Consider the following 12,374-nt stretch of genomic DNA (forward strand, 5'->3'; position numbering starts at 1 on the left):
CGGGCTTCGTGCTGGACGATGTGCCGGAGGACCGCCACGGCCTACGAGACTCGATCCTGGCCCGAATGGAGCGACACGGCGGCGGCGCCGAGATCAGGACGGCCCCCGGCGAGGGCACCGAGGTGCGGCTGCACCAGCCACGAGAGGAAGACCGATGAGCGTCAGGGTGGTGGTGGTCGACGACCATGCCATGTTCCGCAGCGGGGTGCGGGCCGAGCTCGCCCAGCAGCCCGGGATCGAGGTCGTTGCCGAGGCCGAGGATGTCGACAGCGCCGTCCGGGCGGTCTCCACGACGCGGCCCGACGTGGTGCTGCTCGACGTACACCTGCCGGGCGGAGGCGGTGTCGAGGTGATGCGCCGGGCCGCGGGTCCGCGCTATCTGGCCCTCAGCGTCAGCGACGCGGCCGAGGACGTCATCGGCACCATCCGCGGTGGTGCCCGCGGCTATGTCACCAAGACCATCACCGGGCCCGAGCTGGCCGCCGCGATCAAGCGGGTCTCCGACGGCGACGCGGTCTTCTCGCCACGGTTGGCCGGCTTCGTGCTCGACGCCTTCTCCGGGGTGATCGACGTGGCCGCCGTCGACGAGGATCTCGACCGGCTCACCGAGCGGGAGCGGGAGGTGATGCGCCTGATCGCGCGTGGCTACGCCTACAAGGAGGTGGCCAAGGAGCTGTTCATCTCGATCAAGACCGTCGAGACCCACATGTCCAACGTGCTCCGCAAGCTGCAGCTCTCATCCCGCCACGAGCTCACCCGATGGGCGTCCGACCGACGTCTTCTGTGACACTTCCGCCATGACGACGCTCATCTCCATCTTCCTGGTCATCCACCTGCTCGGCTTCGGTGCGCTCTTCGGCGGCCTGATGTGTCAGGTGCGCCAGCCGGTGAAGCACGTCAACGCGCTGATGCGCGACGGCATCGGTACGGCGCTGGTCGCCGGGCTGATCCTCTTCGGCCTCGACTCCGCCCACGAGCACCCCGGTGGCGAGTGGCACTGGAAGATGACGGTCAAGCTGGTCGTGGCGCTGGTCATCACCGTGCTGGTGATGATGAACCTGCGCAAGGAGTCGATCTCCAAGGCCGTGTACTTCACGATCCTGGGACTCACCGTCGCCAACGTCTGCGTGGCGGCCATCTGGCACGCCCACTGACGGTCATTCCCGCTCGAGGGTGAGGGTCAGCTCCTTGAGCAGCCCGGCGAGCGTGGCCCGCTGCTCGGCGCTGAGCACGCTGAGCAGCTCGTCCTCCGCGCGGCCGCGCATCTCCATCGCGCGCCGCCAGATGTCGATGCCCGCTTTGGTCACCTCGATGTGAACCCGCCGGCGGTCGTCGGGATCCGCGCGCCGCTGGATCCAGCCGGCCTTCTCCAGCGAGTCCAGACGGCCGGTCATGCCGGCGTTGCTGATGCCGAGATCGTCGGCGAGCAGCGAGGGGCTGGCCTGTCCCGGCGTGGCGCGGATCATCAGATGGTGGAGCGTCTCGTACTCGAAGTCCTGCAGGCCCACCTCGGCCACGGCCGCCTGGGTGGTCTTGCGGAAGTGCCGCATGATCCGCCCCATCCGTACGACGATGGCCTCAACCTCGCCGTCGAAGCTCAGCCCGACCCAGTGGTCGTGCCACCGTGCGACGTGCCGGTCGGCCCAGTCGTCGGCCGGCTCCGGGAGGGAGTGCTCGCTCACGCCGGCCATCATAGGCTGACTTATTCGCTAGCGAACTTTTCGCTGACGAACTAATCTCGCGCGCATGGCCCTGACCCTGTCATCGCGGGCCCGCACCGGGCCGCTGCGACACCGCGACTTCCGGCTGTTGGTGACCGGCAGCGCGGTCAGTTCGTTCGGGAACGGCATCACCCCGGTCGCGCTCGCGTTCGCCGTCCTCGACCTCGGCGGCTCCGCCTCCGCGCTGGGGCTGGTGGAGGCCGCCTTCGCCGCCGCCGAGGTGGCCACGACGCTGCTCGGCGGCGTCCTCGGCGACCGGGTCTCGCGCAAGCTGGTGATGGAGGGCTCCTCGGCGGGCTGCGCGCTGACCCAGGTGCTGATGGCGCTGACCCTGATCGCCGGGATCGCCTCGATCCCGTTGCTGACGGTCCTCGGTGTGGTGACAGGCGTGCTCTCCGCCCTCAGTCGACCCTCTTCGCAGGCGATGACGCGGCTGACGGTCCCCGACTCCGAGCTCGCCGGGGCGGTCGCCGTACGCTCCCTCGCGCAGCAGGCCGGCACCACCGTGGGGTACGCCCTGGGTGGAGTCCTGGTCGCCGTCGCGGGTTCGGGCTGGTCGATCATGGTGGACGCCGCGACATTCGCGTTCGCGGCGGGCTGCTTCGCTCGGATGCGGCTGGCCGCCGCGAGGCCGTCGGCGCGCCGGGAGTCGATGCTGGCCGACCTCGGCGAGGGGGCGCGCGAGGTGCTGCGCCACGCCTGGCTGTGGCTGCTCATCGGGCAGGCGCTGCTCTACCACCTCTTCTACGGTGGGGCGCAGAGCGTGCTCGGGCCGATCGTGGTCGGCGTCGGGATGGGCCGCTCCGACTGGGGCGCCGCGCTGGCGTTCCTGATGGCGGGGTTCGTCGTCGGCGGTCTGATCTGCCTGCGCTGGCGGCCGCGGCACGCGCTCGGGGCCGGCACCGCGTTGCTGTCCACCACCGCTCTCTTCCCGCTGGCGATGGCCCTGGCCGACCGACCGGAGGTGGTGTGGGCCGGCGCGCTCGTGCACGGTGTCGGGCTCTCCATCTTCTCGGTCTTCTGGGACCTCTCGATCCAGCAGAACGTCCCCGAGGAGAAGCTCTCCCGGGTCTACTCCTTCGACATCGTCGGCTCGTTCATCGCGCGCCCGCTGGGGCTGGCGCTGACCGGCCCGATCGCCGAGGCGGTCGGCTTCGACCGCTGGCTGGTCGTGGTCGCGGTCGTCATCGGCGGATCGTCCCTGGTCGCGCTGCTCTCCGCCGACGTCCGGCGGCTGCGCCTGGTGGCCTAGGAGAGCGGCACGCTGCGGGAGAAGGTCACCTTCGGGCTGAGCGGGTAGGTCCCGGGGCCAGTCTGGCCGCCCTTCTGCAGCGCGTAGTCGAGCTCCAGGTCGAGGGTGTGCGCACCGGTCGGTACGTCGAAGACCGAGGTGCCGGTCATCGCGTACGGCGCGGAGGAGTCCTGCTGGAACGGCTGGCGTGCGCCGACGCCGTCCACCGTGCTCGCGTCGGTGACGGTTCGCACGTCGTAGCGCGCGTAGTGCGAGCCCTGGTGGATCTCGAGCGGGTAGGGCCGGATGTCGGCGTCGACCACGACGTACTCGTGACCCGAGCTGGCCCAGCTGCCGGCCCACGGCACCGTGGCGACCTGCAGCTTGCAGTCCATCGGCGCCTTGATGGCGATCGAGGTCTTCCAGCCCTGGCTGCAGTCGACGGTCTGCGGCTGTGGGTTGTAGAGCGCCTCGGCGACGCCCGCGTCGCGCTTCCCGGTGGCGACGTCGAAGGTCTGGGTGAGGCCGTCGTAGGTCAGCCCGACCTTGAGGTCCTTGGTCGTCGGCACCGCGACGTACTCCGGCAGGGCATTGCCGAAGGAGCTGCCGATGGTGTCGAGGTGGTAGCTCTTCCCGCCCGCGATCAGCGAGATCGAGGTGGGGTGATCCGTCACGCCGACGTTGGTGAGCGGGAAGCCGGAGTTGAACGTCCAGGCCCACGTCACCGGCACGAAGGCGCCGCCGTCGGGAGCCCGGTGCTGTTTGAGATCGCTGGCGTGGTCCTTGGTGATCGTCTGGACCGGCTTGCCCACCGTCACCCGGGCCGTTCCGGACGGTGCGATCAGGGTCGCGGTGGTGCCCTGCGGAGCGTCCTCGGTCCGGACCACGCTGCCGGCGCCGGCCTGCGCGCCGCTCCCACTCCCGCAACCGACCAGTCCGAGGCCTGCGGCCAGGGTCACGGCCACGACGCCCGCTGCCCGCCTCATCGGCGCAGATCCGGGTAGTAGACGTCCAGCTTCAGCCGGGCCACCTTCGCGAGCTGGTCATGCACCAGCGCGGTGCCCGCCTCGCTGAGGCGCGATGCCAGGCCCTCGGGCCCGAGCGAGTCCAGCAGTGAGGGCGAGAAGGCCACGGTGAACTCGGTCATGCCGACCGAGGCCACCCGCACGGACCCGTCCGCGCTCGATCCCTCCGCGGCCAGCTCGGCGAGCCGGCGGAAGTACTCGCGGCTCTCCTCGGAGTAGCCGGTCGTCCCCGGCTCGACCGGCTCGCCGGCCTCCTCGCTGCGCAGCGCGTAGAACGCCTTGGTCCGGGCGGCGAACGCGGCGCGGCCCAGCCGCACCAACTGCTCGACCATGAGCGCGTAGGACGTACGCTCGACGTACCCGTGGGCGAAGGAGACCCGGACCTCGGCGTCGCCGACGAGGGTGAGGAAGATCTGCTCGTTCGGGGAGACGACCTGGATCTCGGTGTCCGCCCAGGCGCGGTCGAAGTCGATGACGGTCGACATCAGTAGGGGTGTCCCATCTCGGTGGTGACCTTGCTCTTGGTGGCGTTGGCCAGGTCGGGCACGGGCAGCAGGAAGACGTCCTTGTGCGAGTCGATGTCGCTGAGCAGTCCGAGGAGGTCGGCGACGATCTTGGCCTCCTGCGACTTGATGTAGTCCTTGATCTTGCCCAGCACCGAGCCCAGCGAGCTGATGATCTGGTCCGGGCTGCCGCAGTCGACGCCGTACTGGTCGGTCTTGCCTCCGCCCGAGCCGACCACGTCCATGCCGGTGGACACCACCGTCACGCCCGCGGTGACGGCGTTCCAGGCGTTGTAGCCGCCCTCGCTGATCGCGGCGGTGGCCTCGGCGGTGAGGGTGATGCCCTCGACCGAGGCGGTCGCCGCGGCGTCCACCGCCAGCGACGTGCCGCCGCTGGGCAGCGCGAGGGCGATCGCCGCCACGGCGCCGGCCACCTCGAGGATGACCTTCCAGTTGGGGTGGCAGTCGTTGACGTGCTTCATCGCGTGGATGGCGTCGTTGGAGAGCTTGTCGAGGTCGTCGCGGACTGTCTTCCAGACCGCGGCCTCCGCGGCCACCGCGTGTCGCAGGATGAGGTACGACGAGTAGTGCGCGTGCACCATGCTCGGGAACACGTCCGCGTAGTCGGACTTGAACTTCTTGGCCGCGACGCCGGTCCAGTTCTCCAGCTCGTCGCCGGAGGTTTTGAGGCCGTCCAGGTCCTTGTTGGAGAACGTGATGCTCGAGTCGCCGGTGTTCGACGAGGACGTGCCGTCGGCGGCGACCTGCTTCATGGCGTTCAGCAGGTCGTCGGTGATCCAACCGAACTGGTCGGGGTCGGGGATCGAGAGGAAGTCGTTGTAGATGTTGAGGATCTTCGAGCTGGTCCCGTCGTCGGTCGGCGGCACGTACCCGTAGGCGCCGGCGGACGCCATCATCTCCATCATCGCGTTGTTGTAGGCGGTCAGGAGGTCCTGCGCACGCCCGGGGAGCTCGCTCACGTCGAAGGTCATCGCTGGTTCCTCACAGTTGGTTCTTCTGCGCGTCGAACGTCGCCTTCGCGCTCGCGTCCGTCTCGGCGTAGATGTCCGCGGTCCACACCAGGGCCTGGCCGACGCCGTCGAGCACCGTCTCGGTGTGCGAGGTGACGTTGTTGAGGTGGTTGAGGACCGCGTCGAAGGTCGGCCCCGGGTCGGTGCCCAGGCCGCCGCCGCGGGTGGTGTAGCCGCTGATCGAGACCGGCGTGTTGAGCCAGGCAGTGTGGTAGTCGTCGGCGACCTTCGGCAACACCTTCTTGCCGTCGTGCCAGATGTTGGCCAGCTCGGCCCCGAGATCTTCGCCGTGCAGCGCCATGGCGTTCTTCTCCTTGTTCGGTCGGTGCCCGGAGACTTCCCCGTCCCCCGGCACGGCAAACCACCTCCCTCGGTCGCCTAGGCTTGGTCCCAACCATGAGTTCACCGGATCCCGCCGCCCTGTTCGCCCTGTCCGAGGAGTCCCGGCCGGCCCGTCGCGGGCCGAGCGCCGAGGAGCTGCTGGAGGGGCTGAACGAGCCGCAGCGGGCGGCCGTCACGCATCAGGGAGCGCCGCTGCTCGTGGTGGCGGGTGCGGGCTCGGGCAAGACCCGGGTGCTCACCCGGCGGATCGCCTGGCTGATCAGTCAGCGCGGCGCCCACCCGGGCTCGATTCTGGCGATCACGTTCACCAACAAGGCCGCCGCCGAGATGAAGGAGCGGGTCGAGGAGCTGGTCGGCAAGCGCGCCCGGATCATGTGGGTGAGCACGTTCCACAGCGCCTGCGTGCGGATCCTGCGCAAGGAGATCGGCAACCTCGGCTACAAGTCGAACTTCTCGATCTACGACGCCCAGGACCAGAAGCGGCTGATGACGCTGGTGGTGAACGAGCTCGACCTCGACCCGAGGCGCTACCAGCCGGCCCAGGTGCTCAACTGGGTCAGCGACCAGAAGAACGAGCTGCGCGACGCCGAGGACGCGACCAAGGACGCCCGCAACAACCTGGAGGAGACCTACGCGGCGGCGTACACGCTCTATCAGCGTCGGCTGCGCGAGGCCAACGCGCTGGACTTCGACGACCTGATCATGACCACGGTGCACCTGTTCCGCCAGTTCCCGGAGGTGCGCGAGACCTATCGGCGGCGCTTCCGGCATGTGCTGGTGGACGAGTACCAGGACACCAACCACGCCCAGTACGCCCTCATCCACGAGCTGTGCGCGGACCCGATGGAGGAGGACGACCAGCCGCGCAGCGAGGCGGCCGAGCTCATGGTCGTGGGTGACGCGGACCAGTCGATCTACGCCTTCCGCGGCGCCAACATCCGCAACATCCTCGACTTCGAGCAGGACTTCCCCAACGCCACCAGCGTGCTGCTGGAGCAGAACTACCGCTCCACCCAGACCATCCTGACCGCCGCCAACGCGGTGATCACCCACAACAAGAGCCGCAAGGAGAAGCGGCTGTGGAGCGACGCGGGGGACGGCGAGCGGATCGTGGGGTACGTCGCCGACGACGAGCGCGACGAGGCGCGCTTCGTCAGCGACGAGATCGACAAGCTGGTGGACGCCGGACACCGGGCCAGCGATGTCGCGGTCTTCTACCGCACCAACGCGCAGTCGCGTGTCTTCGAAGAGGTCTTCATCCGCACCGGCCAGCCCTACAAGGTCGTCGGCGGCGTGCGGTTCTACGAGCGCCGCGAGGTCCGCGACGCGCTGGCCTACCTGCGGGTGCTGGCCAACCCGGCCGACCAGGTCAGCCTGCGTCGGATCCTCAACACGCCCAAGCGCGGCATCGGCGACCGCGCCGTCGAGTGCGTCGACGCGCTGGCCGCCCGGGACGGGCTCAGCTTCTGGGAGGCACTGCAGCGCGCCGACGACGCACCGGGGCTGGCCACCCGGAGCGCCGCCAACATCAGGGCGTTCGTCGGTCTGATCACCGAGCTGCAGTCGATGGTGGCCGGTGGCGAGCGGCCCGACGTGATCCTGGAGTCGACGCTGGCCCGATCGGGCTACCTGGAGGAGCTCGAGGCCAGCGACGACCCGCAGGACGCCACCCGGGTGGAGAACCTCGCCGAGCTGGTCGCGGTCGCCCGAGAGTTCTCCGACGACCCTGTCGCCGGGCCGTCCGCCGACCCGGCGGATGTGGACGCCGGCATCGTCTCCCCAGGGCTGGACGACTTCCTCGAGCGGGTCGCGCTGGTGGCCGACTCCGACCAGATCCCCGAGGGCGAGGAGGGTGTGGTCACGCTGATGACCCTGCACACCGCCAAGGGCCTGGAGTTCCCGGTCGTCTTCCTCACCGGCCTCGAGGACGGCGTCTTCCCGCACGCCCGCGCCCTCGGCGACGGCACCGAGCTGGAGGAGGAGCGTCGGCTGGCGTACGTCGGCATCACCCGCGCCCGTGAGCGCCTCTACGTCTCCCGTGCCGTGGTCCGCTCGGCCTGGGGTGCGCCCTCGCACAACCCCGCCTCGCGGTTCCTGGACGAGCTGCCGATCGACCTGGTCGACTGGCGCCGTACCGAAGCGGCCCAGACGCAGTGGGGACGCACCGACTTGACCGGGGAGCGGTTCGGCAGCGGCTTCGGCACGATCACCGGCGCCGGTCGGCGTAACTTCTCCTCGGCGGCGATCCGGGCCGACGCGGCGTCGAAGGCCAAGCCCGCTCGCGAGGTGCCGACGTTGGAGCCCGGTGACCGGGTCACCCACGACTCGTTCGGGCTGGGCAGTGTGGTCAGCGTGGAGGGCGTGGGGGAGAAGGCCGTCGCCTCGATCGACTTCGGCACCCAGGGTGTCAAGCGGCTGCTGCTGCGCTATGCGCCGGTCACCAGGCTCTGACGCCGCCGATCGCCCGGCGCAGAACGCCGTAGCGCAACACTGTTGCGGACAGATTGGCGAGCACCAGCGCGGTGGCTTCCTGCAGCCGGGTGGGCCGGCCGAGCTGGTGCAGGCACCACAGCGCCCCGCTGGTCAGCGCCAGCCCGCACAGGAACGCCCCGAGACCGGCCAGATGATGTCGGGCGAGCCCATCTCGTCCGCGGACGCCGAAGGTCAGGCGGCGGTTGGCGGCGGTGTTGGCCACGGCGGTGATCACCAGGGCCAGCAGGTTGGCCGGCTGTGCCGGGGCGACCTGACGCAGCAGTAGGTAGAGCACCAGGTAGGCCAGCATGCTGGCCAGCCCGATGCCGAGGAACGAGGCCAGCCCGAGCCCGTCGCGCAGTCGGGCGATGCCGCGCAGGTCCGCGAGCGCGGTCGTCACGATCTTCACCCGTGAGTCGGGATCGTCGACCCAGTCCACCGGCACCTCGTGGATCCGGAAACCGGCCCGCTGGGCCAGCACGAGCAGCTCGGTGTCGAAGAACCACTCGTCGTCCCGGATCTGCGGAAGCAGCGCCCGGGCGACATCGGCGCGGACCGCCTTGAACCCGCACTGGGCGTCGGAGAACGTCGCGCCCAGCAGCACGCGCAGCAGCAGGTTGTATCCGCGCGAGATCACCTCGCGCTTGGGCCCGCGTCGTACCCGGCTGTCGCGGTGGAGCCGGGAGCCGATCGCGACGTCGGAATGGCCGCTGAGCAGCGGCGCCACCAGCGGCAGGAAGGCGCGCAGGTCGGTCGACAGGTCGACGTCCATGTAGCAGACCACGTCCGCGGAGGAGGCCGACCAGGCCGCCCGCAGCGCCCGGCCGCGGCCCTTCTGCTCCAGCCGCCGCGCCTCCACGGTGGGCAGCTCGGCCTCGAGCCGGCGTGCCACCGCCCAGGTTCCGTCGGTGCTGGCGTTGTCGACGATCAGGATCCGGTGGCTGTAGGGCAGCTCGGCGCGGAGGAACTCGGCCACCCGGTGGACCGAGGCAGCCAGCTGGCGCTCCTCGTTGTAGACCGGGATCACCACCTCCACCGCGGTCGCGACCATGGTCGCGTCGGCCACGCCGGGAGCACGGTCGGAGGCGGTGCTCATGCGTTGGTCCCGGTCGTGCCCGCGTCGCCGGTGCTGCTCGTGCCGGTCTGTTGGGTGAGGTCGTAGACGGTGGTCCCACCGACGGTGGTGGCGGAGAAGTGCTGAGCGACCCACTGCTGGATCTCGCCGGCCGTGGAGCCGGTCCCGCCGCCGAAGCCGCCGCTGGCGATGTAGTAGTGGACCCTGCCCTCGGAGACCCATGTCTCGAACTGCGCCAGGCTCGGCCCTGGCGTCGTGCCGTTGAACCCGCCGATCGCGATCACCGAGGTGCCGGTCGCCAGCTCGTAGCTCGCCGCGTTCTGTGCTCCGTCCACCGCCGCGCTCCAGGTGTACGACGAGGCGTCCTGGGTCAGCAGGCTGGTCAGGCTGCCGTCGACGCTGGTGCCGCCGAGCAGGCCGCCTCCGACGCGGCTGCCGCCGAAGCCGCCACCCGGTCCGCCACCCGGTCCGCCGCCCGGGAAGCCGCCCGGGAAGCCGCCGAAGCCCCCACGGAACCCGCCACGGGCCGCGAACCCGCCCGTCCTGGCGGGCGCACCACCCGGGAAGCCGACGCCGAAACCAGTGGCCCGGGCTGGCCCCGCCGTCACGATCGAGCCGGTGTGGGCGGTGCCCACCGTCTGCAGGGAGTACGCCGCCGGGCCGATCAGCAGCGCCGCCACGCCGGCGGCGAGCGCGATCGGAGTCAGGCGGAGGTGCCAGCGCAGCAGCAATGCCGCCATGCCCACGATGCCGAGCGCGAGCACGACCCAGCGCAGGGCGCCGTACGGCTGCTGGTGCGACTGCCCGAGCAGGACGATCGCCCAGGCGACGCTGCCTGCCAGCGCTGCCGCCAGGCCCAGGCGGGCGAGGAGCAGGCGGCGCCGGTGCCAGAGCGCGACCGCCCCCAGGACGGCCGTCATCGCGATCCACGGTGCGAGCGCCACGGTGTAGTAGTCGTGGTAGATGCCGGCCATGAAGGAGAAGACCAGGCCGGTGACGACCATCGCGCCGCCGCTGAGCAGCAGGGCGGCTCGCAGCGGGTCGGTGCGTGGGGCACGGCCGCGGGCCACCACGCCGGCGAGCAGCAGGAGGAGCGCGGCCGGCAGCAGCCAGGCGACCATGCCGCCGGAGACGCCCTGGAAGAGGCGAAGGAACCCGACGCCGCTGGAGAAGCCGGCGTTGCCGTGCCCGCCGGTCTCGTCGCCGGTGAGCCGCCCGAAGCCGTTGTAGCCGAAGACGAGCTGCAGGATGGAGTTCGAGGTCGAGCCGTCGACGTATGGTCGCGAGGAGGCGGGCACGAGCGAGACGATCGCCACCCACCAGCCCAGGCTCACCACCACGGCGGCCAGGCCGCCGAGCAGGTGCAGGATCCGGCGGCGCAGCGTCGTCGGCGCGGCGATCAGGTAGACCAGCGCGAACGCTGGCAGCACCAGGAACGCCTGGAGCATCTTGGTCAGGAACCCGAACCCGATCAGCGCTCCGGCCAGGAGCAGCAGGCGGCCCGAGGCCTTCTCGGTCGCGCGCAGGACGACGTAGCCCGCGAGGGTGAGCAGCAGGAGCAGGAGCGCGTCGGGGTTGTTGAACCGGAACATCAGCGCCGCCGAGGGCGTCAGCGCGGTCATCGCACCGGCGAGCAGGCCGGCCCGATGACCGGCGACGCGGCGCACCGCGAGATGGACCACGAGCACGGTGGCCACACCCACCAGCGCCTCGGGCACCAGGATGCTCCACGAGCTGAGGCCGAAGACGCGCACCGAGAGCCCCGTCAGCCACAGCGCCGCCGGCGGCTTGTCGACGGTGATGGCGTTGCCCGCGTCGAGCGAGCCGAAGAACCACGCCTTCCAGCTCTGCGCGCCGGCCTGCGCCGCCGCCGAGTAGAAGGAGTTGGCGTAGCCGGAGGCGGACAGCGACCACAGGTACAGCACCGAGGTCGCCAGCAGGAGCAGCCCGGTCGAGGGGTGCTTCCACCCGCGGATGCGGAGGCGCCCGATGACACGGGGGTACGCCGGGGAGGCGGGGGTGGCAAGCGTCGTCATGCATTCCACGGTGACGCGGGCTGCTGATGGTGCGGTGAACCCGACCTGAAGGTCCGCTTCGAAAAGCTACTGGTTCGCGTCGGGGTCGATCCCGTGCGCCTTGAGCGCCGGGTCGGGATCCACCGGGTCGCCGCCGCCGGGACGGACCTCGAGGTGGACGTGCGGGCCGGTGGTGTTGCCGGTGGAGCCGACGTAGCCGATGACCTCGCCCTCGGTGACCTTCTCGCCGACGGTCGCGCCGAAGCGGGACTGGTGGGCGTACCACAGCTCGGTGCCGTCGGGCAGCGTCTCGACGGTGCGGTTGCCGTAGGAGCCGGCCCAGCCGATGTCGGTGATGGTGCCGCCAGCGACGGCGTGGATCGGCGTGCCGGTCGGGCAGGCGAAGTCGAGCCCGGTGTGGACCGTGGCCCACAGCCCGCTGACGTCGCCGAAGCGGCCGGTGAGGTGGTATTCGCCGGCCTGGATCGGCAGGCCCCACTGGTTGGCCGCCATCCACTTGTCCCGGGCGGCCGCCTTGGTGTCGAGCTGGTCGAGCGTCGCGGCCCGCTGCGCGGCGGCATTGGCGGCCTGGTCGGCGAGCGCCTCGCGGTCCGCGTTGCGGGAGACGGTGGTGGCCCGGTGGGTGCCGACCCGACCGACGTCACTGGCGCCGGTGAGCGCGCTGGCGGCGACGAACCGACCCGAGGAGGCGGGCGCGAGCTTGGTGTGGGCCGCGGTGACGGCGCCGCCGACGGAGATCGCCAGGGCGGCGACGCCGACCAGCATCGGAGTCGAGGGCATCCGCCGGATCAGCGTGCCGGTACGCCGAGCGCCGTCCGCCCGCCGCTTGCCGGTGTTGACCACCGGCAGGGTCGTGGTCGTCTCGGCGCCGAAGTCGGTCGCGTAGGCGGCGGTCTCGTTCAACGGCGGCAGCGACCCGGTGTCGATGCGCAGGTCGG

12 protein-coding genes are annotated in these 12,374 nt (G+C 70.8%); 4 read left to right on the top strand and 8 right to left on the bottom strand.

The annotated features are described in order from the left end of the window. Positions 1–154 precede the first annotated feature (154 nt). Positions 155–787 carry a LuxR C-terminal-related transcriptional regulator gene (locus tag VHA72_RS05905; RefSeq protein WP_325573516.1) on the top strand — a complete coding sequence of 211 codons (633 nt, stop codon included), beginning with the start codon at positions 155–157 and terminating at the stop codon, positions 785–787. 10 nt (positions 788–797) lie between these two features. After that, positions 798–1,154, top strand: coding sequence for a hypothetical protein (locus VHA72_RS05910; protein ID WP_325573517.1), 357 nt, complete (start codon positions 798–800; stop codon positions 1,152–1,154). Between the two features lie 3 nt (positions 1,155–1,157). Here the strand turns inward: VHA72_RS05910 and VHA72_RS05915 are convergent, their stop codons facing one another. Next, positions 1,158–1,682, bottom strand: coding sequence for a MarR family winged helix-turn-helix transcriptional regulator (locus VHA72_RS05915; protein WP_325573518.1), 525 nt, complete (start codon positions 1,680–1,682; stop codon positions 1,158–1,160). A 64-nt stretch (positions 1,683–1,746) separates the two neighbouring features. Here VHA72_RS05915 and VHA72_RS05920 point away from each other — a divergent pair, with 64 nt between their 5' ends. Continuing rightward, positions 1,747–2,973 (top strand): MFS transporter, encoded by a 1,227-nt coding sequence (locus tag VHA72_RS05920; protein WP_325573519.1) that lies wholly within the window; start codon positions 1,747–1,749, stop codon positions 2,971–2,973. On the opposite strand, the gene VHA72_RS05925 is transcribed toward VHA72_RS05920, so the two are convergent. From VHA72_RS05925 to VHA72_RS05940, 4 genes are read right to left on the bottom strand one after another with little or no spacing between them, the layout of a single operon-like run. Next, positions 2,970–3,938: a hypothetical protein gene (locus tag VHA72_RS05925; protein WP_325573520.1), complete on the bottom strand. Its 969-nt coding sequence runs from the start codon at positions 3,936–3,938 to the stop codon at positions 2,970–2,972. The genes VHA72_RS05920 and VHA72_RS05925 overlap by 4 nt on opposite strands. Continuing rightward, complete coding sequence (locus tag VHA72_RS05930; protein WP_325573521.1) at positions 3,935–4,462, bottom strand: hypothetical protein; 528 nt, start codon at positions 4,460–4,462, stop codon at positions 3,935–3,937. Before VHA72_RS05930 ends, VHA72_RS05925 begins: the two co-directional genes overlap by 4 nt. Further along, positions 4,462–5,472 (bottom strand): hypothetical protein, encoded by a 1,011-nt coding sequence (locus VHA72_RS05935; protein ID WP_325573522.1) that lies wholly within the window; start codon positions 5,470–5,472, stop codon positions 4,462–4,464. Before VHA72_RS05935 ends, VHA72_RS05930 begins: the two co-directional genes overlap by 1 nt. A 10-nt stretch (positions 5,473–5,482) precedes the next feature. Next, positions 5,483–5,812 (bottom strand): hypothetical protein, encoded by a 330-nt coding sequence (locus VHA72_RS05940; RefSeq protein WP_325573523.1) that lies wholly within the window; start codon positions 5,810–5,812, stop codon positions 5,483–5,485. A gap of 95 nt (positions 5,813–5,907) precedes the next feature. Between VHA72_RS05940 and pcrA the strand changes: the two genes are divergently transcribed. Continuing rightward, the gene (pcrA, locus tag VHA72_RS05945; RefSeq protein ID WP_325573524.1) at positions 5,908–8,304 is read left to right on the top strand and encodes a DNA helicase PcrA; all 2,397 of its coding nucleotides are present in this window, start codon (positions 5,908–5,910) and stop codon (positions 8,302–8,304) included. On the opposite strand, the gene VHA72_RS05950 is transcribed toward pcrA, so the two are convergent. The 3 genes from VHA72_RS05950 to VHA72_RS05960 form a co-directional block, all read right to left on the bottom strand. Continuing rightward, on the bottom strand, positions 8,291–9,421 hold the full coding sequence (locus VHA72_RS05950) for a bifunctional glycosyltransferase family 2/GtrA family protein (protein ID WP_325573525.1): 1,131 nt from the start codon (positions 9,419–9,421) through the stop codon (positions 8,291–8,293). The two genes, pcrA and VHA72_RS05950, sit on opposite strands and share 14 nt — an antisense overlap. Next, positions 9,418–11,436 (bottom strand): ArnT family glycosyltransferase, encoded by a 2,019-nt coding sequence (locus VHA72_RS05955; RefSeq protein WP_325573526.1) that lies wholly within the window; start codon positions 11,434–11,436, stop codon positions 9,418–9,420. Before VHA72_RS05955 ends, VHA72_RS05950 begins: the two co-directional genes overlap by 4 nt. 66 nt (positions 11,437–11,502) lie before the next feature. Further along, positions 11,503–12,374: M23 family metallopeptidase (locus VHA72_RS05960; RefSeq protein WP_325573527.1), on the bottom strand; the 872-nt coding region annotated here is incomplete at its 5' end.

It is taken from the genome of Nocardioides sp. (genome assembly GCF_035547795.1).
Classification (GTDB): domain Bacteria; phylum Actinomycetota; class Actinomycetes; order Propionibacteriales; family Nocardioidaceae; genus Nocardioides.

Excerpts from the sequence above, each read along its gene's own strand:
- VHA72_RS05940 (WP_325573523.1), bottom strand. The coding sequence starts at position 5,812 with ATGGCGCTGCACGGCGAAGATCTCGGGGCCGAGCTGGCCAACATCTGG.
- VHA72_RS05950 (WP_325573525.1), bottom strand. The coding sequence starts at position 9,421 with ATGAGCACCGCCTCCGACCGTGCTCCCGGCGTGGCCGACGCGACCATG.
- VHA72_RS05910 (WP_325573517.1), top strand. The coding sequence starts at position 798 with ATGACGACGCTCATCTCCATCTTCCTGGTCATCCACCTGCTCGGCTTC.
- VHA72_RS05920 (WP_325573519.1), top strand. The coding sequence starts at position 1,747 with ATGGCCCTGACCCTGTCATCGCGGGCCCGCACCGGGCCGCTGCGACAC.
- VHA72_RS05905 (WP_325573516.1), top strand. The coding sequence starts at position 155 with ATGAGCGTCAGGGTGGTGGTGGTCGACGACCATGCCATGTTCCGCAGC.
- VHA72_RS05955 (WP_325573526.1), bottom strand. The coding sequence starts at position 11,436 with ATGACGACGCTTGCCACCCCCGCCTCCCCGGCGTACCCCCGTGTCATC.
- VHA72_RS05935 (WP_325573522.1), bottom strand. The coding sequence starts at position 5,472 with ATGACCTTCGACGTGAGCGAGCTCCCCGGGCGTGCGCAGGACCTCCTG.
- VHA72_RS05930 (WP_325573521.1), bottom strand. The coding sequence starts at position 4,462 with ATGTCGACCGTCATCGACTTCGACCGCGCCTGGGCGGACACCGAGATC.
- VHA72_RS05925 (WP_325573520.1), bottom strand. The coding sequence starts at position 3,938 with ATGAGGCGGGCAGCGGGCGTCGTGGCCGTGACCCTGGCCGCAGGCCTC.
- pcrA (WP_325573524.1), top strand. The coding sequence starts at position 5,908 with ATGAGTTCACCGGATCCCGCCGCCCTGTTCGCCCTGTCCGAGGAGTCC.